Here is a 22,252-nt window from a genome sequence, read left to right on the forward strand (position 1 = left end):
TTTTTGTTCTTTAATTTTGTTTATTTAGCTTTCAATCATCACACGAGTATCTTCACTGAGCGTTTCGAGTTCATTAACTACGTCGTCGATCTGTACTTCGATTGGCAGCTTAACGGCGATTTTTGATGTGAATAGACTTGAGCTAACACCGCCGCCACCAGCGATAAAGACGCGGTGACAATCCATATCGAGAATACTGATTCCTTGTCTATCCAATACATGAGTCACTTCGTTGACGATACCTGCTCGGTCGTTAGAGTCGAGTCTCAAGTGATGGACCGTGTCTTGAACATTGTGTGTATGATCGGAATCGACAAACTGCACGATGAGATCTGGATTGGCGCTGAACGCTTCTTTTACAATCGATTCGTTGATGGCTGGAAGTTGAACCTTTAGTACGCCTGCGACTTGGTCTTCAATAAAGTTCACTTTACTGATGAGCCATTTGCCGTCGTTTTCGTGAGTAACCGCAGCAAGCTGTTTGATTGTTGCTGGTGATGCTTTTCCGATAAAGTTTACGATAAATGTACTGTTCATATCAGCCCCCAAGGTTTCAATTATTCTTTGCTAATTAAATGTTTGATATCACGCGATAAAGTTCTTTAATTTCAGTGTAGAAGGTTACATCGAACAATGTTTGACCTAGGTCAATTTTTGAAACTAAGCTTCGATGCAAAAAAAGAGAATGAAGAGTAGGGCACAAAAAAAGCGGCTAGAGAGCCGCTTTTTAGAAGAGTTGTCACTGTGATTGATGATTCAGCAACTTATATTCAATAACTTATATTGAGTAGTACTAGAGACGAATTAGAACGTTACTTTGAAGTTCATACCAACAAACTGAGAGTCGTATGGTGCGCCAGCATCGTAAGCAAAACGTGCAGCGTCTTGGTTATCCCACCAAGGGTTAGTATTCAGGTTAACTTCTGCATCACCGCCCCATGCGTCACTTACCCAGTAGTGAATGTGTCCAACAGGGTTAAGGAAGAATAGCGACACATCACCCATGGTTTGAGAGCCCATCACTTCGCCACCTGAAGCAATGATATCCTGCTCTGCTTCTAGCATCATTTCACCGACAACCGCACCGAAGAAAGGTGTGATGAAGAGATCTTGCCATGAAGGTACTTCTGCAAACGCTTCTACGCCGTATTCCCAGAAGAACGTCGACATAGTCCAAGAGTATAAGAATGACTCAAACTCGTCGTAACCTGCGTGTCGAGCTGCAGTGTAGTAAACACCACCGAAATATGGGTGCATTACGTAGTTTAGGAAGTGTTCGTCACGGTCCCATGTTGGACCAGCAGAAACGTTATCTTTCCACTTTTTACCTAATGAGCTGATATCACGTTGGTCATCATCCCACTTAGTAATACTTTCAGGGAGCAGAGTCATTAGACCCACTGTCGCGACACTCAAGCCAAGAATGGTGTAGGTTTGACCCATTAGGTAATCCCAATCTTTCTCCTGACTCACCAACATGTGTTTTGGTTGTTGGATTGATAAGTCGTACTCATCACTCGACTCGCTCAGTGCGTAATTGGTACTAGGCTTGTAGGTGTACAAGTTGTCATTAAAACAGTAATCTTGAGCACATTCATCCGAGTAAGAAAGGTTGATTGGCTGGTCGAAGTCGTATTGGCTTGCAACCGAGTTAACTGACATTAGCATTGAAAATGCGGCAGTAACCTTTGCTAGTAACGGTGATTTGGCCACAAGGGTCTCCATGAGAAAGTTTGGAATTGATCAGGATCACAATTATCTATTAAATGCCTGATTTAGGGAACTAATAATTTATAGCTTTTCCTAAGAAAACCTTAGGTTTAACATTATTAATATTAGTGAAAAGGCGAATTGCTCCAAATTCAACCATAGACCAGTTTGTAAATAATGCAGTGTCTTTTTATGACAACAAGGGATAGAAATATGACGAAAATCGCAATGTTAAGCACAGGTGAAGAAGTTCTTCATGGAGACATTGTAGATACAAACGCAGCTTGGATGTCTGCTGAGTTTTATCAGCATGGTTTTGCGCTTGCTAAGCGCTCAACTGTGGGTGATCAAATGAATGCTCTTGTTGAAGAACTGCTGATGCTGAGCTTTAACTATGATGTGGTTATCGTTAATGGTGGTTTAGGCCCGACAACCGATGATATGAGTGCTGCCGCCGCTGCAGCTGCTTCCGAGCAGAAACTCGTCATGTTCCCTGAATGGCTTGCTCGTATGGAAGAGATGTTCTCTGGACGTGGCATGCCAATGCCAGACAGCAACCTTAAACAAGCTTTGTTACCTGCGAGTTCAGAGATTGTCGATAACCCTGTGGGGACGGCTTGTGGCTTCAAACTGAAAATTAACGATGCGACTTTCTATTTCACGCCGGGTGTACCAAGTGAATTCAAGCGCATGGTGACGTTTGAGATTCTTCCTGACTTGTCGTGTACCTACCCTCAAGTGGTTGCCTCTGAATGCAGTCGACTGTTTACGTTTGGTTTGTCTGAGTCCGGTATCTCTGATGTTTTGGATCAACTAAAGCTGCCAGAAGGTTATGAACTTGGTTATCGCTCTTATCTGCCGTTCATTGAGGTCAAACTGTTTGGTCCTAAGGCAGACTTAGAAACTCGCGTTAAGCTTCTGCAGATGGTTTACAAGCTGCTAGAGAGTAATGTCGTTAGTGTTGATGAGCCGATGATTGACCATATTGGACACATCATGGCGGAAAAAAAGAAGACGTTATCTGTGTCTGAAGTGTCGACCAAAGGTTCACTGTCAGCGTGGCTGCAATTGAATGAGCAGATAGAAGATTGCTTCGGACACTCATGGGTGATGGCTGAGCCAAAAGAGAGCGAACTTGAAAAGAGCGATCCATTAGCCGCGACCTTTGCGCTGGCTGGAGCAACAAGAGATAAGTGCGGAACTGAATTGGCTTTGGTGACTGGTAAGCTGGAAGGCAACACATTCAGCGTTGCATTGTCGACTGAAGCAGGCGAGTGGGGGCAGGTACTTGAGTTTTATCGTCAGTACTCGCGTGAAGACCAACGCAACGTGATTAAGACCGTTGCCGCCGATATGCTGAGAAGGCATTTAGATAACAAACCGATGTTTGGTACTTATTCTTCGGTTAAGCGATTAAAAGACATGTTTATTCCAGCGGCTATCATTAAGTAGCTATGTAAGCTAACGATGTAAGCGAACTCGCTAAGTCTGTATTAAAAACGCTAGAAAAAACGAAATAAAAAGGCCCAACATCTAAATAGGTGTTGGGCCTTTTGTTTATCTAGCCTTCTAGATAACCAAACAAGCAGCGATGTTTACACGCAACTCATGTCTGTAAGAACTCGATTACAAACCGCTTGTCATATGTAGGCTGTAGAACAAACCACGGCCGATTAACTCTGAAGCCAAGAACAATACTAGTGCTAAGCCAAGGTTAACTGGGTTCACTTTTGCTTTGTTCAGCATAGGTAGAATCCAAATCAACAAGCTTGCCATTAGCAGTGCCACTTGAAGAATCACATAGCTACCTAAACCATCGACTAACTCAGACGCTTTTGCCGCTGAAGTTTGGATGTCTCCGATTAGGTTCAGTTTTCCTACTGTCACAAGCAAGCTGATAGCAACAGCGATAACAGCCAACATGGTGATGTTACGGTCAACCGTAAAGCGGCTGTCGTTTGCGAATACAATCACGAACTGAGATAACAGCAAGCCACCCACAACCATCGTCATGATGAAGCTCAGTGGTGTGTAGATGTTGTCCCACGTCGGTACTGTGTTGATCATGTATACGTTGATCATCGCGTACATGAAGATAACACCCAGTACCATCGCGCCAACCATCAGTGCTTTCTGGATAGCAACGCCACCTTTCTTGACTACCGACAGTAACCATTGCAGGCCACCGACAGCGAAGAATGCCGCACCGAAGAACACTTCGTTAGACAACCAAGCCGAACCTAGCTGATTAAAAGCGTTAAACGCGCGCAGTGGAGAGCCAAGGTGCGTTGTCGAGAACATGAAGCCAAGACCCATCAGTACCCATAGGATAAACATTGGAACCTTGTAGCTGTTCAGCTTCTCTTCGTCATGACCAAGTACCAGTGCACGTGCGCCAATCAGTAAGTAACCACCAACCGCAGTTTGCGCCAGCACCGTAAAGAAGATTAAAGACCACTCATGAAAAATCATCTTACACCTCCTTCGGGTTTGCTAGGTGACCGCTGGTATCGCCAGTCGGCTTCGCGTTTTTGTTCAGCTTAATCACGATGTTTGGTAGCGTTTCTGTTGAAGATGGCAGTGGAGCCACATCCGCACCAGAGCCGTACTTCTCACGAAGTGTATTGATTTCACCAAACTCCAATGCACGAAGTGGGCAAGACTCAACACAGATAGGCTGTTTGCCTTCAGAAACACGTTGGTAACAACCATCGCATTTCGTCATATGACCTTTCTTAGCATTGTATTGTGGTGCGCCGTAAGGACACGCATTGCTACAGTGCTGACAACCAATACATACGCTCTCATCAACCACAACCAAACCGTCTTCATCACGTTTGTGCATTGCGCCCGAAGGACACACTTTCACACACGCTGGGTTAGTACAGTGGTTACAAGCGATAGATAGGTAGTAAGAAAAGACATCTTTCTGAACCCAGGTATCACCATCTTGAGTGAAGCCACCACCGGCATATTCGTATACGCGACGGTAGTTCGTTTTGATGTCTAGATCGTTATAATCTTTACAAGCAAGCTGACAGGTTTTACAACCCGTGCATTTACTTGAATCAATGTAAAAGCCGTATTGTTTCATTCCAACCTACCTTATGCTTTGTTTAGCGCTTTGATTTGAACTAGGTTTGTATGCTGAGGGTTACCCTTAGCAAGTGGGCTCGGGCGCTGAGTCGTCAGCACGTTGATAGAGCCTGCATGGTCGATCTTCTGACCATCTGGTGCGTACCATGCACCTTCGCCTAGTGCGACAACTCGAGGAAGAATCCTAGGTGTCACTTTCGCTGGAATATGTACTTCGCCACGGTCGTTGAAAATACTCACCATGTCGCCGCTTTCAATACCACGTTCTTTTGCATCGATTGGGTTGATCCACAACTCTTGCGGTGCTGCTGCTTTGATTTCTGCAACGTTGCCGTAAGTCGAGTGAGTACGAGCCTTGTAGTGGAAACCGGTTAGCTGAAGTGGGTACTTCTCTGCTAGTGGGTCGTTATGACCTTCGAAAGAGTCCGCGTAAATCGGAAGTGGGTGAATCACTTCGTCTTCTTTCAGTTTCCAAGTCTTCGCGATATCAGCCAGTTGCTCTGAGTAGATCTCGATCTTGCCACTTGGTGTGGTCAGTGGGTTCGCTTCAGGATCTTTACGGAAATCTTCATAAGCGATGTAGTGGTGGTCGTAGCTACGTTTGTAGATACCCAGCTCTTTCATCTCTTCGAAGGTTGGCAGTGTTGGATCGTTCTTACGAGTTTCTGCGTAAAGGTGCTCAATCCATTGCTCTTGAGTACGGCCTTCGGTGAACTCTTTTTCTACGCCCATTCGTTTCGCAAGCTGAGTACACATCTCGTAGATAGATTTTGCTTCAAACTGAGGCTCAATCGCTTTCTGCGCGTAGATGAAGTAAGGCATGTTTGCCGCTTTACCGTCCATACACCAGTCGTCTTGCTCAGACGTTGTTAAGTCTGGCAGGATGATATCGGCGTACTTCGCTGAAGACGTCATATGGTTATCAACCACGACAATCATTTCACACGCACTTTCATCTTGAAGAATCGCGTGAGTCTTGTTGATGTCTGAGTGTTGGTTAATGATGCAGTTACCTGCGTAGTTCCAGATCATCTTGATTGGGTTCTTAAGGCGCTCTGCACCGCGAACACCATCAGTGATGTCGGTCATTTCATGGTGACGGTAAATCGCGTCTGTCCACATGAACATTGAAATAGACGTTTCAACTGGGTTTGGCACGGTAGGGAAGCGCACAAATGGAATGTTGATGTCGCTTTCACGAGCGCCTGTTGAACCGCCTGATACGCCCACAGAACCAGTGAGCAGTGACAGCATCGCGATTGCACGACACGCTAGTTCACCGTTCGCAGTGCGTTGTAAGCCCCAACCTTGGTGAATCGCACATGGTTTCGCTGTGCCCATTTCACGGCCAAGCTTAACGATGGTGTCAACTGGAATACCCGTGATCTTAGAAGCCCATTCTGGTGTCTTCTCTACGCCATCTTCACCTAAACCTAGGATGTAAGATTTGTAGTCGCTGTTTTTAGGCGCTGATGCAGGAAGGGTCTTCTCATCGTAACCGACACAGTATTTGTCTAGGAACGGTTGGTCGACAAGGTCTTCAGTGATCATCACGTGTGCAAGACCCGCTACCAATGCCGCATCTGTAGAAGGACGAATTGGGATCCATTGATCTTCACGGCCACCGGCAGTATCGGTGTAGCGAGGGTCGATGATGATCGTTCTTGCGTTTGATTTGTTTTTGCTTTCAACGTAGTGGTGGATCTGGCCGCCACCAGACATACGTGTCTCAGCAGGGTTGTTACCAAACTGAATGTTAAGTTTAGTGTTCTCTAAATCAGAGAAAGAGTTGTTGTTTGCCCAACCGCCGTAGGTGTAGCTCAAGCCTTTCGTGATTTGCGCTGTTGAGTAGTCACCGTAATGGTTTAAGTAACCACCACTTAGGTTCATTAGACGAGCAATCAGCGTTTGAGCTGGTGGCCAAGATTTAGTAACCGTGCCGCCCAGCGTACCTGTACCGTAGTTTAGGTAGATAGTGTCGTTACCGTAGTCTTTGATAAGGCGTTGCATGGTGCCAGCGACTTCATCATAAGCCTCTTCCCAGCTAATACGCTTAAACTTACCTTCACCACGTTTACCCACACGTTTCATTGGGTACTTTAGGCGATCTGGGTTATAAACACGGCGGCGCATCGAGCGACCACGTAGACACGCACGAACTTGGTGATGACCGTATTCGTCAGTGCCTGTGTTGTCTGTTTCTACGTATTTGATTTCACCGTTTTGTACATGCATACGCAGTGGGCAGCGAGAGCCACAGTTTACTGTACATGCACTCCATACGATTTTCTCATCCACATTTTCAGCAACTGCAGCCGCTACTGGTTTGGATTTGAAAGGTAATGCAATACCGCCCGCAAGTGCAGCTGCACTACCTACTGCAGAGGAAGCTTTCATGAAGCCTCTTCGAGTAAGATTCATTACCCCAGATTCTTTCTTATTCGTCATTCTAAGATGCCTTTTGCTATTGATAGCTAGCACTTTATAGGTAGTTTGTTCTTTATGTATTTATTTCGAATTATTGATTGATTGGCATCAAATAAGTGTGGAATTTAAAGTTTATGAATTGAATGTATAAAATAGATCAAAGAATGAAATGAGTTAATTAATATAATTATCTTTAAACCTATAACGGTATAAATAATAATGATTATCGATACGCATAAATTGTTGGGTTCGCTATTTTATCAAGCGACAAGTAAAGAACAGTTAATCACCATTGTCGAAGCTTTGGTTGAGAGCGAAGTACTCTCTGAAGAATGCTTTCAGGCATTAAGAAGCGAAGACGAAGATGCGCTCGCAGCAGAGTTCAGCCGCCTGTTTGAAGGCGTTGGAGACATGCCAGCTCCGCCTTGGGGTTCTGTGTACCTAGATAAAGACCGCGTTGTGTTTGGTGCTTCTACGGTTGAGTATCGCCAGTTTTTAGAATTGAATCAGATTGAATTAGACACTGGGTTAAGAGAGCCGGAAGATCAATTTGGTTTAATGTTATTCGCTCATGCGTATTTGTTAGAAAATAATAATATTAATTCAGCCGGTGAATTACTTGAGGGTCACTTATTAACTTGGTCTTCTGTTTATTTAGAAAAACTAAATAAAGCATCAGAGTTATCTTTTTATAAAAAGCTATCGGTTGATGTAATAGATTGGTTTAAGTACTTAATATCTGAATATAATTTAAACGTTGCTACTAAAAAGTTATATATCGACTAATGTCTGAACAAATAAATTCAAATAGACGCGGTTTCTTAACTCGACTTTCTAAACCGGTTAAAGCAGCCGCGAATTATGAAGAGATATCACAGCGCTTGCATGCAAGACCGCCAAGAGCGGTCGATGAGGTGCTGTTTGAGCGTCTTTGCGACGGTTGTGGATTGTGTGAACAATCGTGTCCAAATAGCGTTATTGAGATGCTAGAGGGCAGTGCGCTGCTGAATTTGGATTACAACAGTTGTTCTATGTGTAACAAATGCACTGAAGTGTGTCCGACCGGCGCACTTCATCCAACGGTCACGCCTTATATCGACCTCAAGCCGAGCTTTGCGGATAGCTGCAATAATTACATGCAAATGGACTGTTCAGCATGCCAAACGGCGTGTTCAGCTGGTGCAATACACATCGAAGTAGGAGAGTTGCCTACAGTGGACAAAGATAAGTGTAACGGCTGTGGAGAGTGCCGAAGCGCTTGTTATATTGGCTCTGTGACTCTTAACCTGACTCAGCAATAAACGTTTGGCTTTGTATGACACAAACCAACAGGAAGATTTGGTTGAGTGATAGACGAGTCGCTTTAGATACCTAAAGACATAAATAGAAAAGGGTCCGCATTCCTAAAGGAAGCGGACCCTTTTTTGATTCTTATTGACGATATTCGAACAAAGTGACCTAAAGCCAGCTGGCTTATGCGCGTTTTTGCTTGTTTCTATGAATAACGTTACTCAGCGATAGCTCAGTCTTTGCTTTACAGATACAAGGCAATATCTCATTACCTTGCGTGTAAGCCATAGCAAAACCAACGTACTCGACCTCACCAGAATCCAACGTGCAGCGGCAAGCGCCACAGTGACCATCTCGGCAGTTGTATTCTGGCTCTAACCCAGCTTGTTCCATTGTTTCCAACAGAGTGTTTGAAGGGTTAGATTCAATTGAAGTCAGTTTGTTGATTTTGATTGTTGGCATTACAGCTCAAATCCTTCAAAGTCGTCAGCTTTTACTTCGTTGTCGATTTGGCCAACTAGGTAAGAACTGATTTCTGCTTCTTGTGGAGCAACTTGAACGTTATCTGAAGACAACCAAGCGTTGATCCATGGAATTGGGTTCGACGTTGCTGCTGGGTAAGCCGTACCTAGGCCAACAGCCTGCATACGGATGTTGGTAATGTACTCAACGTATTGGCAAAGAATGTCTTTGTTCAGACCAATCATAGAGCCATCTTTGAATAGGTATTCTGCCCACTCTTTCTCTTGCTCAGCCGCTTCTTTGAATAGGTCGAAACACTCTTGCTTACACTCTTCAGCGATCTGCATGAATTCAAAATCATCTTGACCATTGCGTAGCAAGTTGATCATGTGCTGTGTACCAGTAAGGTGAAGGGCTTCATCACGAGCGATTAGCTTGATGATCTTCGCGTTACCTTCCATTAGCTCACGCTCAGCGAATGCAAATGAACATGCGAAACTTACGTAGAAACGAATCGCTTCTAGTGCGTTTACAGACATTAGACATAGGTAAAGTTTCTTCTTCAGGTCGTGAAGTGAAATCTTGACGTCTTCGCCGTTGATGCTGTGGTTGCCTTCACCGTAGCGGTGGTAGTCAGCCGTTAGCTTGATTAGGTCGTCGTAGTAGAAAGCGATGTCTTTAGCACGCTTCAGAATCTCTTCATTTTCAACGATGTCGTCGAATACTACGCCTGGATCATTCACGATGTTACGGATGATATGCGTGTAAGAACGAGAGTGAATCGTTTCAGAGAAAGACCAAGTTTCAATCCAAGTTTCAACTTCTGGTAGAGATACCAATGGAAGTAGGGCAACGTTAGGGCTGCGGCCTTGGATTGAATCTAGAAGCGTTTGGTACTTCAAGTTAGAGATGAAGATGTGCTTTTCATGCTCAGGAAGCTTGTTGTAGTCGATACGGTCGCTAGACACGTCTACTTCTTCTGGACGCCAGAAGAAAGAAAGCTGCTTCTCGATAAGCTTTTCGAAGATTTCGAATTTTTGTTGGTCGTAACGTGCAACGTTTACCGACTGACCCAAGAACATTGGTTCTTTTAGTTGGTCATTTTTTTGCTGAGAAAAAGTACTGTAAGCCATAAATGCCTCAAATCCTTTAAAGACCCGTAATAAAACGGACCCTGTTAATGCTTTAAACCCAGAGAAGATAACTCTTCTCTGGGGTCTTAATGTTTATTGCGGTTTAGATCTTACAACCGCCGCCTTCACAATCTTCTTCCGGCACTTGAACTGCATCGCCTTGGTCGTCTTTAGCACCATCACGAGTGTTATGGTAGTAAAGCGTCTTAACACCGTACTTGTACGCTGTTAGTAGGTCTTGAAGCAGCTTCTTCATTGGTACTTTACCGCTGTCGTAAACACTTGGGTCATAGTTAGTGTTTGCAGAGATAGCTTGGTCAACGAATTTTTGCATGATACCCACTAGGTGTAGGTAACCGTCGTTAGAACCAATGTTCCAAAGTAGCTCGTAGTTCTCTTTAAGATTTAGGAAATCTGGAACCACTTGCTTAAGGATGCCGTCTTTCGATGCTTTCACTGATACGTAACCACGTGGTGGCTCGATACCGTTAGTCGCGTTCGAGATTTGAGACGATGTCTCAGAAGGCATAAGCGCTGTTAGCGTAGAGTTACGCAGACCGTGCTCCATGATCTCTTCACGTAGAGAATCCCAATCGTAGTGCAGTGGCTCTTCACATACTAAGTCGATATCTTTTTTGTAAGTATCGATTGGCAGTAGGCCTTTCGCGTAGTTGGTCTCGTGGAAAGATGGGCAACGGCCTTGCTCTTTCGCTAGTTCAACAGATGCTTTTAGCAAGTGGTATTGAATTGCTTCAAAAGTACGGTGAGTCAGGCCATTCGCGCTGCCATCAGAGTACTTAACACCATTCTTCGCTAGGTAGTATGCGTAGTTGATTACACCTACACCTAAAGTACGACGGTTCATTGTCGACTTGTATGCAGCTGGAAGCGGGTAGTCTTGGTAATCAAGCAGTGCATCTAGAGCACGAACAACCAGCTCAGAAAGCTCTGCTAGGTCGTCCAGTTCATTGATTGCGCCAAGGTTGAATGCTGAAAGCGTACATAGTGCAATTTCGCCTTCGTCATCTTCTACGTTAGAAAGTGGCTTAGTAGGAAGCGCGATTTCTAGACATAGGTTCGATTGACGAACAGGTGCTACTTCAGAATCAAACGGGCTGTGTGTATTACAGTGGTCAACGTTCTGAATGTAGATACGACCAGTAGAAGCACGCTCTTGCATTAGCAGAGAGAAAAGCTCAACGGCTTTAACCGTTTCACGCTTCACTGAAGGATCGTTTTCGTACTTAACGTATAGCTCTTCAAAACGGTCTTGGTTTTCGAAGAACGCATCGTAAAGACCAGGTACGTCTGAAGGTGAGAACAGGCTGATGTTGCCACCCTGAACTAGGCGAGAGTACATAAGCTTGTTCAGCTGTACGCCGTAATCCATGTGACGAACTCGGTTCTCTTCAACGCCGCGGTTGTTTTTCAGTACTAATAGAGACTGAACTTCACCGTGCCATAGTGGGTAGAATACCGTTGCTGCACCGCCACGAACACCACCTTGAGAACAACATTTTACTGCTGTTTGGAAGTATTTGTAGAAAGGGATACAGCCTGTGTGGAACGCTTCACCATTACGGATTTCAGAACCAAGCGCACGGATACGACCTGCGTTGATACCAATACCAGCACGTTGAGATACGTAACGAACAATTGAGCTTGCTGTCGCGTTGATTGAATCAAGGCTGTCACCACACTCGATCAGTACACAAGAACTGAATTGACGAGTAGGCGTACGTACACCAGACATGATCGGTGTAGGTAGAGAAATCTTAAACGTAGACGATGCGTCGTAAAAACGTTTGATGTAGTCAAGACGAGTCGATTTCGGGTATTTAGCGAATAGACACGCAGCAACTAAAATGTAAAGGAACTGAGCACTCTCGTAGATTTCTTTCGTTACACGGTTTTGCACGAAGTATTTACCTTCGAGCTGCTTAACCGCTGCGTAAGAGAAGTCTAAGTCACGTTTGTGGTCGATGTACTCGTCAAGCTCTTCGAATTCAGCTTTCGTGTAATCTTCCATAAGGTGGCTATCGTATTTACCCATATCAACCAGTTTTGCAACGTGGTCATACAGTGCAGGCGGCTCGTATTCGCCGTACGCTTTTTTACGTAGGTGGAATACAGACAGACGTGCTGCTAGATATTGGTAATCAGGAGTCTCTTCAGAGATTAAATCCGCTGCTGACTTGATGATAGTTTCATGAATGTCAGTAGTGGTGATGCCATCGTAAAACTGAATGTGAGCTTTCAATTCTACTTGTGATACAGAAACATTGTGCAAGCCTTCAGCTGCCCATGTAATCACGCGATGGATCTTCTCTAGATCGATCGTTTCTTTGCGCCCGTTACGCTTGGTAACAGTAAGTTGTTGGTTCATTCTGCTTAATTTCCCTAACAAAACTGAACAAGGCCGTGTTTTTGTGTATTTCTGTGTAATTTTTGTAAATTACGTTTCGGCTTTGTGATCTTGGTCTACCCATACATTGTAGTTCAAACACAACATATAGGGGTCATTTGTTTGTTGGGTTACAAGATAGTGCTACAACTGATATTTTTCAAGGTAAAGAAATGGGGTTGCTTGTGGATAAGTGGTGGATTGAAAAAAAACTGTAAGTGACCACTAACTGATGAGGTTATATGTGACTTGATTGTATAAAAGTCGGCTTTTAATGATGCTTTATTTTTGCACACCCATAAAAAAAAACTCCTTGATCTTTGGCCAAAATGGGCGATTGATTTTAGGCGATTAAATTTAAATCGAGGTGGTCAAAATGGAAGCTAGCGCACGAAATTTAGACTGAAAAAAGTCGCAAAGTTATGGTAATTGCAACTCTTTTCATTCGTCTTTTTTACAAAAGGTTTTACGGTAGGGCTACCGATATTTTTTAGCCAAAGTTTTGCGTGTGGACGATGTAGTTTACGTCTACATTTGTGCCTAAACGATAAGTGTCCGTAAGAGGATTGTAGTGCAGCCCTGTAATCCCTAGTTCTTGCAGCGGAGTGTTATCGACCATCTTGATAAGTTCTGCAGGGCGAATGAACTTCTCGTGCTCATGAGTGCCCTCAGGAACAATCTTAAGTAGCTTTTCTGCACCAACAATAGCGAACAGGTAAGATTTGAAGTTACGGTTCAAGGTAGAGAAGAACACGTGGCCGCCCGGTTTCACCAATTTCGAACAGGCAGTGATAACAGATTGTGGGTCAGGAACGTGTTCAAGCATTTCCATGCACGTTACCACATCGTACGTCTGTGGGTTCTGTTCTGCGTGGTCTTCGATAGTGCTCTGGATGTAATCGAGCTTGGTGCCCGTTTCTAATGCGTGAAGGCGCGCGACTTCTAGCGGTTCTTTACCCATGTCTAGGCCTGTCACTATCGCACCTTCAACCGCCATGCTTTCTGCAAGAATACCGCCGCCGCAGCCAACATCGAGGACTTTCTTACCAAATAGGCCTTCAGTCTTCTCTAATACGTAATTTAGTCGCAGTGGGTTGATTTGATGTAGTGGCTTAAATTCGCCTTCTAGATCCCACCAGCGTGACGCCATGTCTTCGAATTTCTTGATTTCTGCTGGGTCTACGTTCTGTGATTTAGTCATAATCGGCATTTCCAAGTTAAATAATGCATCCATGAAATTGCAGGCATTATAACTTGCCTTTTCGCGCTGACCAGAAGATCTACAATTTTGCTAGTTTATTGGATGTAAAGTGACCATGTTTCAGCAAGATATGATGCGGAGGTGCAATTTCTCATCAATTGATTGGCTACAAGGGTCACAAGATGGTAAAAGGAGAGGGAAAGTGATGCCTCCGTAGGTAAATTTGTGTTATATTTTTCGGTCTTATACGTATTCAAAAATACGATCTGACTATAGAGGGAAAATGGCTCTATGAGCGATCTAGCGAAAGAGATCACGCCCGTAAATATTGAAGATGAGCTTAGAGGTTCATACCTAGACTACGCGATGTCCGTCATCGTTGGTCGTGCCCTTCCAGATGTGCGTGATGGCCTAAAACCTGTACACCGCCGCGTTTTGTTCGCGATGAATGTACTAGGTAATGATTGGAACAAACCATATAAAAAGTCTGCTCGTGTAGTAGGTGATGTAATCGGTAAATACCACCCACATGGTGATAGTGCTGTATACGATACTATTGTTCGTATGGCGCAACCGTTCTCACTGCGTTACATGCTAGTTGATGGCCAAGGTAACTTTGGTTCTATCGATGGCGACTCCGCGGCTGCAATGCGTTATACCGAAGTTCGTATGGCGAAAATTGCTCACGAGCTCCTGGCTGACCTTGATAAGGAAACTGTGGATTACGTACCGAACTACGATGGTACAGAACAAATTCCAGCAGTACTTCCTACAAAAATTCCTAACCTATTGGTAAACGGTGCTTCTGGTATCGCAGTAGGTATGGCTACCAACATCCCACCACATAACCTTGGTGAAGTTGTTGATGGCTGTTTAGCATTTATCAATAATGAAGATATCACTATTGATGAGCTAATGGACTATATCCCTGGTCCTGACTTCCCAACAGCAGCACTTATCAGTGGTCGTAAAGGCATCGTAGATGCTTACAAGACTGGCCGCGGTAAGGTTTACATGCGTTCAAAAGCGGATATCGAAGTAGAGAAGAATGGTAAAGAAACCATTATCGTTACTGAGATCCCTTACCAAGTAAACAAAGCTCGTTTGATCGAGAAGATTGCTGAACTGGTTAAAGATAAGAAAGTAGAAGGCATCAGTGCACTGCGTGACGAGTCTGATAAAGACGGTATGCGTATTGTTATTGAATGTAAGCGTGATGCAGTAGGCGAAGTGGTTCTTAACAACCTATACGCTCAAACTCAACTGCAAACGACTTTCGGTATCAACATGGTTGCGTTGAATAACGGTCAACCACAGTTGTTCAACATCAAAGACATGCTTAAGTGCTTCGTAGACCACCGTCGCGAAGTTGTGACTCGTCGTACTATCTTCGAATTGAAGAAAGCACGCGACCGTGCACACATCCTTGAAGCATTGTCTCTAGCACTTGCTAACATTGATGAAATCATTGAACTGATCAAGAGCGCGCCAACACCAGCAGAAGCTAAAGTTGGTTTAGTGTCTCGTGGTTGGGATCTTGGTAACGTTGCTTCAATGCTTGAGCGTGCAGGTACTGATGCGGCTCGTCCTGATTGGTTGGAAGACCAATACGGCATCCGCGATGGTCAATACTTCCTAACGGAAACACAAGCACAAGCTATTCTAGAACTTCGTCTTCACCGCCTAACTGGCCTAGAGCACGAGAAGATTCTAGACGAGTACAAAGCCCTTCTAGAAGAAATCGCTGAGCTAATGCACATTCTTGCAAGCACTGAGCGTTTGATGGAAGTTATCCGTGAAGAACTTGAAGCAGTACGTGAAATCTATGGCGACGAGCGTCGTACAGAAATCACAGCGGCAGTTCATGACATCGACATGGAAGAGCTGATTGCTCAAGAAGACGTTGTAGTAACGCTTTCTAACGCAGGTTACGTTAAGTACCAAATCCTAAGCGACTACGAAGCTCAGCGTCGTGGTGGTAAAGGTAAGAGTGCAACTAAGATGAAAGATGAGGATTACATTGAGCGTCTGCTTGTTGCTAATACTCACGATAACATCCTATGTTTCTCTACTCGTGGTAAGACATACCGTCTGAAAGTTTACCAACTGCCATTAGCAAGTCGTACTGCTCGTGGTAAGCCTATCGTGAACATTCTTCCTCTAGAAGAAGGTGAACGTATTACGGCTATCCTGCCAGTTTCTGAGTTCTCTAACGAGAAATTCATCTTCATGGCAACGGGTGACGGTACAGTTAAGAAGACATCACTGGATCAATTCGCAAACGTACGTGCTAACGGCCTAATCGCAGTTAACCTACGTGACGACGATTCACTGATTGGCGTTGACATCACTAACGGTGATAGCGACATCATGCTGTTCTCTAAATCGGGCAAAGTTGTTCGCTTTAACGAGGACAAAGTACGTGCAATGGGCCGTACTGCCTCTGGTGTTCGTGGTATGAAGCTTCCAGAAGACGATCAAGTGGTTTCACTGATTGTTCCTTCTAACGAAGGCGATATCTTAACTGTGACTCAAAACGGTTACGGTAAGCGTACTGAGCTAGCTGAATACCCAACAAAAGGCCGTGCAACGCAAGGTGTAGTATCTATCAAAGTCTCTGAACGTAATGGCCCAGTCGTTGGCGCTGTTCAAGTTGAAGAAGGCGATGAAATGATGATGATCACCGACGCAGGTACACTAGTACGTACTCGCGTAGCGGAAGTAAGCCAAGTTGGTCGTAACACTCAAGGTGTAACACTGATTCGTACTGCTGAAGACGAGAACGTTGTAGGTCTACAACGTATCGACGAAGTAGAAGAAGCTGAGGTTGTAGAAGGCGAAGCTGAAGAGGCTGGTGCTGAAACTATTAACGCTGACGTTGCTGAATCAAGCGAAGAGCAAGCATCAGATGCTTCTGACTCTGAAAGTGATAGCGAGCAAGACACTGAGTAATCTCGATTACGCTAAGTAATTAAGCTTATCATTGAAAAAACCGAGCCTAAGTGCTCGGTTTTTTATTGCCTGTGGTTTGTGGAAAATCGTTAAATGCCAATAGCTATAACTTGATCAAGTTTGCTTTGTGGTGAAAGAGGTAGAGTGAATGGGCGGATAAAAAGGGAGAGTAAAATGGATATCTGGTTACTGGTTGCTTTGTTATTGATGAGCCTATTTTTGGTGGTGATTGTCGTTGCATCAAACAAAAACAGTCGTAGCCTTAAGGGGAACCTTCTTATATCACTCACCGCAGTGCTACTCAGTGGCATTATCTGGTTTCAAATGAAGCAAGAGCTGCCTCAGCCTCCTTCCAATGACAACGAAAATTACACCACAACAGATTTCCAAGATGAGCTGCAACAAAGCCTTAAGCAAGACCCGAATCAATCTGATTTATGGTTTAAGCTTGGTGGTGTTTATATGCAGAAAGGGGAGTTTGATGCGGCGTTTACCTGTTACGACTACGCGATTCGCTTAGACCCTCAAGCGCCTTCAGGCTTGTATGCCGCTAAAGCTACCGCACTTTATTATCTCAGTTCACAAGCGATGAGTGATGACGTCAACAAACTGCTAGAGCAATCTATGGATCTTGATCCGAACGATCGAACGGCCTTGATGTTAATCGCGACCGATCACTTCATCAGTATGCGCTATCAACAAGCGATCGATGCTTGGACTCAAATTCTCGACTCTAATCAGAAGGGGATTGATCGTGTTTCTATTATCCACTCGATCAACCAAGCCAAACAGATGATCCGTTAAGCTTGGCCCAATCGCTAGTCGTTAATCGTTAGCCTTTGGCTATTTACTTTCCTGCATTTCAATCAGGCCACCTGCGTTGTGGATTTGAGTAAACCCTTGAGCTTGTAAGAATTGATAGGCTTGTCCTGAGCGATTACCACTGCGGCAATACAACACGATCGGTTGGTCTTTATCTATCTTAGCGAAGTGAGTAGCCACTTCAGAAAGAGGGTAGTTGATGGCGTTGTCTAGATGCCCTTGTTCGAACTCTGCAGCTGTTCTGACATCAACCACTAATGCGCCTTTCTCTATTAATTCCCACCCAGTCTCAGCACGCTCAGAAGCGTAAACGCCTGAACTGAGTAGTGCGATACATAATGTTGAAAGTGAAAGTAAGGTTTTCATTGTCTATTCCTTGAATTGGCGAGTGGATTGGGGAGGAGATATTGATGTGTATTGCCCCAAACCTAAAAAACCAGCCACACCATAATAGTGTGACTGGTTTTTACCTAATGGTCTAATTGAAGAAACTAGTATTCGTAGTTGGCTTCACGCTTTTCAGCTTGCTCTTCCCATTTAGGAACAACCGTGTCTAAGAAGTGTTGTTTCTCAGCGTTCATCTTATCCATGTCCATTCCAAGCGCTTTTTGAGCCGCTTCTTTGGTCGAAATATCTGGAATCTCGATTGGATCAGTGATGCCTTTCTTCGCCAGTAGACGAACAATCTTAGTTCGAGCATCGGCTGCGCGGTCAACGGCAGTACCTAGTACTTCTAGAGCGATTTCAGGGGCGTGCATATGAACACCATGAGATGCAATAGCGTAGTCCCAGCGCCATTGAGCATGACGAATATCCAGTAGGATAGGTTCCATCTCTTGCTCGGTCGCACCCGCTTCCCATGCTGCGCCAGCTTCAAAGTGAGCGGCTACGATTTGTTTCTCAGCAGTCAGCTTCATGTTCAGCACTTGCGCTTTACGGCTTGAAACGATGTTAAGCATGGTCTCTTTAGATTGAGTGTGACAGTTTGCACAGGTATCTTCGAAGCGGTCGAATGGGTTACCCACTTTATGGTCGGTATAAACGGTGCCATCTTCTTTGGTCACTTTCGGCATATGACAGTCAGCACAAACGACTTTGTTCTTACCGTGGATGCCTTCGCGCCATGTTTCGAAGCCTGGGTGCTGTGCTTTCAGCATTGGCGCTTTAGATACTTTGTGCGTCCAATCTTTAAAGCCGATTCCATCGTAATACTCTTCCATTTGCTCAACACGAGTCCCTTTGTCCCAAGGGAACTTCACGCCTTTAGTTGGCCCTGTGAAGTAGTATTCCACGTGGCACTGAGCACAAACAGAAGCTTGTTGGTCTAAACGGCTTTGCTCATCAAACTTTTTACCAATCGCTTCAAATGCACGTTCAACATAAGGGCGTGTCACCTTCAGTGCTGGCTCACCATTTTTAAAGCCTTCGCTTTGGGTATCGTGACAATCTGCACAGCCAATAGGATTCACAATCTCGTTGCCAAGACGTGCCCATTTACCTTCAAAATAACCGTCTTCACCACGCTCTTCGATAACACGTGCTACGTCTGGGCTTTTACAACTCCAACACGCCATTGGCATAGGGCCTGAGCTTTCGTCCGTTGGGCCGCCAGTACGAAGCGTTTGTCGTACATCGTCAATCGCATAAAAGTGACCACGTGCCTTGTTGTAATCTTTTGCGAAGCCGTAGCCAGCCCACATGATAACCATGTTTGGATCTTCTTTTAGTGCGTCTTCAATGGCTTCGCTTTCTGAAGTTTGTCTCCATGAATGATATTGATCTGGGTGGTTTTGCTCGAACTGGTCGTTACGAGGATCACCAATTTCTTTTTGTTCAGACGCAGCAAAACTGGTCGCGCTTACTAGTGATGCGCTAACCATTAATAATGCTGTGACGGAATTACGTATCCAATGCTTTTTCACAGTGATATCTCCAATATACTGATTTTTATACCAAGCGTTGTGAGTTTGCTATTCAAATTAAGAACTGGAGAATTGCTGTTTATATTAATTCATAAATAAACACATTTTGTTACGTGTCGGATGTTTGCTTGTTTTAGATCAATTAATGACAGTGACTTCAATCACGTTGAAGTTTATATAGCCCTAAAGGGGTATGTGGACATCAAGTTAGACTGGTCTTATTGAGAATTATTATCATATATAACAAATAATTACCCGACATACCCTCACTATAAATAGGGTGATTGTGTTCACATATTACCCTTTGTATATTTCGCTTTACCTAATTAGGGGTATATTCTAAATATAGAAAGCGTTGTGGCTTATCCAAAATAAGAATTGATATCATTTAAGCGGTAATAATATCGTTTAAGGGTACTTTTGTTTAACCGGAATATTATTTAGTTGAGAGTTAAATAATGCCGGTATAAGGAAAGGATAAAATGGGCAATATTAAATTGGCCATAGTCATAATGCTTAAATCCCTTCTAGCATTCTGCCTCTATGGTTATTCCATTCATGCTGTTGCAGAGCCTGCTGTTACGCCAGTAGGAGAGTCAACAAGACATGAAGTCGAATTAATACGTGACAAAGATTACAAGTGTGTCCAATGCCATAAAGATTCTAAAGAAACGGTATTGGGTTCACATGGTGAGAGTGCGCACGCTTTGCTTGGCCGTGAAGTGAATTGCACAGATTGTCATAGTTCTATTGGCCCCGATCACCGTGATGGTGCACCTGAGGTGGTGAAGTATCGCGCGGCTCAATCACAACCCGGAACCGAAAAGGTTTTCCTCGATCCTAGCTTAATCCTAGATGCCAACAGCCAATGTATAGATTGTCATAAGCCTGATGATCTGCGCGAAGCGAGTTGGACTCATGACGTACACGCACAAAACTTAACGTGTTCAAACTGTCACGATGTGCATGCGAGTGAAGCGAAGGTGCTTGGCTTAGATAAAAAGCAAACCATCAAGCTGTGTGTGGATTGCCATTCAGACTTCAACCAGAAGAAAGAAGGGGAGTAATCTATGAGCTGCTCAAGAAGAAACTTTTTAGCTGGCGCGGGTGCCGTTATTTTCACAACTGGTGTTGCAGGTACTGCAGCGGTTACAAGCCGCAAAACGCTGGCTAATGTTCAGGAAGATGGCACCAAGCGTTACGGAATGGTTCATGACGAAACCGCTTGTATTGGCTGTACTGCTTGTACTGAGGCGTGTCGTGAAGTAAACAAAGTGCCTGAAGGCGTATCGCGCTTAGAAATCATAAAGAGCGAACCTCAAGGTGAATATCCAAATGTTGATTACCGTTTCACTCGTAACTCTTGTCAACATTGTGATAATGCACCTTGTGTGATGGTTTGCCCAACAGGCGCCGCCTATAAAGATGAGAAGACAGGAATTGTTGATGTACATAAAGAGAAGTGTGTCGGCTGTGGTTATTGCCTGCTAGCTTGTCCATATCAAGTGCGCTTCTTCCATCCTAAGAATAAGTCGGCCGACAAATGTAACTTCTGCCGCGATACCAATCTTGCGCAAGGTAAATTACCTGCTTGTGTTGAATCTTGCCCTACCAATGCGCTGATATTTGGCGACTTAAATGACCCTAAGAGCGAGATAAACCAGGTACTTAAATCTGAAGTGGTTTACAGAGATAAGGCTTATCTAGGTACTCAGCCAAAACTCTATAAAGTGCCACACCAAAAAGGGGAGATTTGATTATGAGTGCATGGGATACAGCGTTTCAATCAGGTACCGTGGTTTGGGACTGGATCATTGCTATCTATCTGTTTTTGGCGGGTATGTCAGCGGGTGCAGTGATGATCTCGATTTACCTTAAGAGAAAGGTGATTGAGGACGATCCAGCGAATAATGGTGTATTAAAGGCAACGGCTTTTCTAGCACCATTCGGGATCATCTCAGGTTTATTGATCTTGGTTTTCCACCTGACGAAACCACTATCATTTTGGAAGATCATGATCTTTTATAATCCGACGTCAGTGATGTCGATGGGTGTGATCTTATTCCAAGTGTATATGGTGATCCTATTTGTTTGGATCGGCATTATATTCCGAAATCAGATTGCCGTATTCTTGAGTGATCAAGCATGGTTAAAAGGGCGACTCGATTTTGTCAGTAACTGGATTGGCAAATTAGAATCTTTTGAGAATGTTTTTGAAATATTCTTAGCTGTGCTTGCGCTATTACTTGCGGCTTACACTGGCTTCTTACTCTCTGCGCTAAATACCTTCCCAATGCTGAATAACCCAGTGTTGCCGATATTGTTCTTATTCTCGAGTTTATCCTCGGGAGCGGCGGCATGTATTTTATTTGGTGTGTTGGTCTTTAAGGAGTCTCCGCATAGTGCGAGTATTTCTTGGATCCACGGCTTCGAACGTCCTGTTGTTATGTTTGAACTGTTTGTCCTTGTTACTTTCTTCACTGGGTTGATATTTGCTGGTGGTCAAAGTGAGCAGGCAGTATGGAACGCGATTGGCGGTGGTTTCTGGGCAAGTTGGTTCTGGTATGGCGTAATTGGTGTGGGTATGGTTTTACCCTTGTTGCTTAACGCCGTGACACCAGCATCGGTTCGCCATAGTACTGTGTATATTTTCTCTGTTACTTCATTGAGTCTGATGGGCGTATTAATGCTAAGAACGTTTGTCCTTTATGCAGGACAATTAACGTTAGCTTAATTTCGCTCAAGGTTATAAGTGAGTGGATGTTGGATACTAAACATCTGCTCACTAAATTTCTTTTCGCTGAGTAGCAATAGCTAGCTGAGTTACATCAGC

General features: G+C 44.2%; 19 protein-coding genes. 8 read left to right on the plus strand and 11 right to left on the minus strand.

Features of this window, described 5'->3' with window-relative positions:
- Positions 1–24: 24 nt before the first annotated feature.
- Complete coding sequence (locus AB4274_RS02115; protein ID WP_017061000.1) at positions 25–537, minus strand: glycine cleavage system protein R; 513 nt, start codon at positions 535–537, stop codon at positions 25–27.
- 267 nt (positions 538–804) lie between these two features.
- The gene (locus AB4274_RS02120; protein WP_102393397.1) at positions 805–1,713 is read right to left on the minus strand and encodes a DUF3943 domain-containing protein; all 909 of its coding nucleotides are present in this window, start codon (positions 1,711–1,713) and stop codon (positions 805–807) included.
- Between the two features lie 210 nt (positions 1,714–1,923).
- On the opposite strand from AB4274_RS02120, the gene AB4274_RS02125 reads away from it, so the two are divergent.
- Entirely contained in the window at positions 1,924–3,162 is a 1,239-nt protein-coding gene (locus AB4274_RS02125; RefSeq protein ID WP_017069172.1) for a CinA family nicotinamide mononucleotide deamidase-related protein, read from the plus strand.
- 174 nt (positions 3,163–3,336) lie between these two features.
- Here AB4274_RS02125 and AB4274_RS02130 read toward each other — a convergent pair whose 3' ends face one another.
- From AB4274_RS02130 to AB4274_RS02140, 3 genes are read right to left on the minus strand one after another with little or no spacing between them, the layout of a single operon-like run.
- Positions 3,337–4,182 carry a DmsC/YnfH family molybdoenzyme membrane anchor subunit gene (locus AB4274_RS02130; protein WP_017060997.1) on the minus strand — a complete coding sequence of 282 codons (846 nt, stop codon included), beginning with the start codon at positions 4,180–4,182 and terminating at the stop codon, positions 3,337–3,339.
- 1 nt (position 4,183) lies between these two features.
- Entirely contained in the window at positions 4,184–4,804 is a 621-nt protein-coding gene (locus AB4274_RS02135; RefSeq protein WP_004733360.1) for a DMSO/selenate family reductase complex B subunit, read from the minus strand.
- Positions 4,805–4,815: 11 nt separating this feature from the next.
- Complete coding sequence (locus AB4274_RS02140) at positions 4,816–7,254, minus strand: DmsA/YnfE/YnfF family dimethyl sulfoxide reductase (protein WP_372110769.1); 2,439 nt, start codon at positions 7,252–7,254, stop codon at positions 4,816–4,818.
- Positions 7,255–7,452: 198 nt separating this feature from the next.
- On the opposite strand from AB4274_RS02140, the gene AB4274_RS02145 reads away from it, so the two are divergent.
- Together AB4274_RS02145 and napF are read left to right on the plus strand one after the other, a co-directional pair.
- Complete coding sequence (locus tag AB4274_RS02145; protein WP_102393399.1) at positions 7,453–8,019, plus strand: molecular chaperone; 567 nt, start codon at positions 7,453–7,455, stop codon at positions 8,017–8,019.
- Entirely contained in the window at positions 8,019–8,534 is a 516-nt protein-coding gene (napF, locus tag AB4274_RS02150) for a ferredoxin-type protein NapF (protein ID WP_017060994.1), read from the plus strand. Before AB4274_RS02145 ends, napF begins: the two co-directional genes overlap by 1 nt.
- A gap of 172 nt (positions 8,535–8,706) precedes the next feature.
- Here the strand turns inward: napF and yfaE are convergent, their stop codons facing one another.
- The 4 genes from yfaE to ubiG all read right to left on the minus strand — a co-directional run bounded on the left by yfaE (position 8,707) and on the right by ubiG (position 13,756).
- A complete protein-coding gene (yfaE, locus tag AB4274_RS02155) occupies positions 8,707–8,985 on the minus strand; it encodes a class I ribonucleotide reductase maintenance protein YfaE (RefSeq protein ID WP_010438115.1) in 279 nt (92 codons plus the stop codon).
- Positions 8,985–10,118, minus strand: a complete 1,134-nt coding sequence (gene nrdB, locus AB4274_RS02160; RefSeq protein WP_017063554.1) for a class Ia ribonucleoside-diphosphate reductase subunit beta — start codon at positions 10,116–10,118, stop codon at positions 8,985–8,987. The genes yfaE and nrdB overlap by 1 nt, the downstream gene beginning before the upstream one ends.
- A 103-nt stretch (positions 10,119–10,221) precedes the next feature.
- Positions 10,222–12,504, minus strand: a complete 2,283-nt coding sequence (gene nrdA / locus AB4274_RS02165) for a class 1a ribonucleoside-diphosphate reductase subunit alpha (protein ID WP_017060992.1) — start codon at positions 12,502–12,504, stop codon at positions 10,222–10,224.
- A 508-nt stretch (positions 12,505–13,012) separates the two neighbouring features.
- Positions 13,013–13,756, minus strand: coding sequence for a bifunctional 2-polyprenyl-6-hydroxyphenol methylase/3-demethylubiquinol 3-O-methyltransferase UbiG (ubiG, locus tag AB4274_RS02170; protein WP_170926849.1), 744 nt, complete (start codon positions 13,754–13,756; stop codon positions 13,013–13,015).
- A gap of 258 nt (positions 13,757–14,014) precedes the next feature.
- On the opposite strand from ubiG, the gene gyrA reads away from it, so the two are divergent.
- Entirely contained in the window at positions 14,015–16,675 is a 2,661-nt protein-coding gene (gene gyrA, locus AB4274_RS02175; protein ID WP_017060990.1) for a DNA topoisomerase (ATP-hydrolyzing) subunit A, read from the plus strand.
- Positions 16,676–16,849: 174 nt separating this feature from the next.
- Positions 16,850–17,479: a tetratricopeptide repeat protein gene (locus AB4274_RS02180; protein ID WP_017060989.1), complete on the plus strand. Its 630-nt coding sequence runs from the start codon at positions 16,850–16,852 to the stop codon at positions 17,477–17,479.
- 39 nt (positions 17,480–17,518) lie between these two features.
- Here AB4274_RS02180 and AB4274_RS02185 read toward each other — a convergent pair whose 3' ends face one another.
- Positions 17,519–17,863 (minus strand): rhodanese-like domain-containing protein, encoded by a 345-nt coding sequence (locus AB4274_RS02185; RefSeq protein WP_017060988.1) that lies wholly within the window; start codon positions 17,861–17,863, stop codon positions 17,519–17,521.
- 125 nt (positions 17,864–17,988) lie between these two features.
- A complete protein-coding gene (gene nrfA / locus AB4274_RS02190) occupies positions 17,989–19,419 on the minus strand; it encodes an ammonia-forming nitrite reductase cytochrome c552 subunit (RefSeq protein ID WP_372110773.1) in 1,431 nt (476 codons plus the stop codon).
- A 482-nt stretch (positions 19,420–19,901) separates the two neighbouring features.
- Between nrfA and nrfB the strand changes: the two genes are divergently transcribed.
- The 3 genes from nrfB to nrfD are packed head-to-tail and all read left to right on the plus strand — an operon-like array spanning position 19,902 to position 22,153.
- Entirely contained in the window at positions 19,902–20,486 is a 585-nt protein-coding gene (nrfB, locus tag AB4274_RS02195; RefSeq protein ID WP_372073720.1) for a cytochrome c nitrite reductase pentaheme subunit, read from the plus strand.
- A gap of 3 nt (positions 20,487–20,489) precedes the next feature.
- A complete protein-coding gene (nrfC, locus tag AB4274_RS02200; RefSeq protein WP_017060985.1) occupies positions 20,490–21,176 on the plus strand; it encodes a cytochrome c nitrite reductase Fe-S protein in 687 nt (228 codons plus the stop codon).
- Between the two features lie 2 nt (positions 21,177–21,178).
- A complete protein-coding gene (nrfD, locus tag AB4274_RS02205; protein ID WP_017063561.1) occupies positions 21,179–22,153 on the plus strand; it encodes a cytochrome c nitrite reductase subunit NrfD in 975 nt (324 codons plus the stop codon).
- Positions 22,154–22,252 lie beyond the last annotated feature (99 nt).

It is taken from the genome of Vibrio sp. 10N.261.55.A10 (genome assembly GCF_041470825.1).
Lineage (GTDB): Bacteria > Pseudomonadota > Gammaproteobacteria > Enterobacterales > Vibrionaceae > Vibrio > Vibrio crassostreae_C.

What these genes read in the sequence shown, in the direction of transcription:
- AB4274_RS02115 (WP_017061000.1), bottom strand. Translation starts at nt 537, where the DNA reads ATGAACAGTACATTTATCGTAAACTTTATCGGAAAAGCATCACCAGCA.
- AB4274_RS02125 (WP_017069172.1), top strand. Translation starts at nt 1,924, where the DNA reads ATGACGAAAATCGCAATGTTAAGCACAGGTGAAGAAGTTCTTCATGGA.
- AB4274_RS02130 (WP_017060997.1), bottom strand. Translation starts at nt 4,182, where the DNA reads ATGATTTTTCATGAGTGGTCTTTAATCTTCTTTACGGTGCTGGCGCAA.
- AB4274_RS02135 (WP_004733360.1), bottom strand. Translation starts at nt 4,804, where the DNA reads ATGAAACAATACGGCTTTTACATTGATTCAAGTAAATGCACGGGTTGT.
- AB4274_RS02140 (WP_372110769.1), bottom strand. Translation starts at nt 7,254, where the DNA reads ATGACGAATAAGAAAGAATCTGGGGTAATGAATCTTACTCGAAGAGGC.
- AB4274_RS02145 (WP_102393399.1), top strand. Translation starts at nt 7,453, where the DNA reads ATGATTATCGATACGCATAAATTGTTGGGTTCGCTATTTTATCAAGCG.
- napF (WP_017060994.1), top strand. Translation starts at nt 8,019, where the DNA reads ATGTCTGAACAAATAAATTCAAATAGACGCGGTTTCTTAACTCGACTT.
- yfaE (WP_010438115.1), bottom strand. Translation starts at nt 8,985, where the DNA reads ATGCCAACAATCAAAATCAACAAACTGACTTCAATTGAATCTAACCCT.
- nrdB (WP_017063554.1), bottom strand. Translation starts at nt 10,118, where the DNA reads ATGGCTTACAGTACTTTTTCTCAGCAAAAAAATGACCAACTAAAAGAA.
- nrdA (WP_017060992.1), bottom strand. Translation starts at nt 12,504, where the DNA reads ATGAACCAACAACTTACTGTTACCAAGCGTAACGGGCGCAAAGAAACG.
- ubiG (WP_170926849.1), bottom strand. Translation starts at nt 13,756, where the DNA reads ATGGATGCATTATTTAACTTGGAAATGCCGATTATGACTAAATCACAG.
- gyrA (WP_017060990.1), top strand. Translation starts at nt 14,015, where the DNA reads ATGAGCGATCTAGCGAAAGAGATCACGCCCGTAAATATTGAAGATGAG.
- AB4274_RS02180 (WP_017060989.1), top strand. Translation starts at nt 16,850, where the DNA reads ATGGATATCTGGTTACTGGTTGCTTTGTTATTGATGAGCCTATTTTTG.
- AB4274_RS02185 (WP_017060988.1), bottom strand. Translation starts at nt 17,863, where the DNA reads ATGAAAACCTTACTTTCACTTTCAACATTATGTATCGCACTACTCAGT.
- nrfB (WP_372073720.1), top strand. Translation starts at nt 19,902, where the DNA reads ATGGGCAATATTAAATTGGCCATAGTCATAATGCTTAAATCCCTTCTA.
- nrfC (WP_017060985.1), top strand. Translation starts at nt 20,490, where the DNA reads ATGAGCTGCTCAAGAAGAAACTTTTTAGCTGGCGCGGGTGCCGTTATT.
- nrfD (WP_017063561.1), top strand. Translation starts at nt 21,179, where the DNA reads ATGAGTGCATGGGATACAGCGTTTCAATCAGGTACCGTGGTTTGGGAC.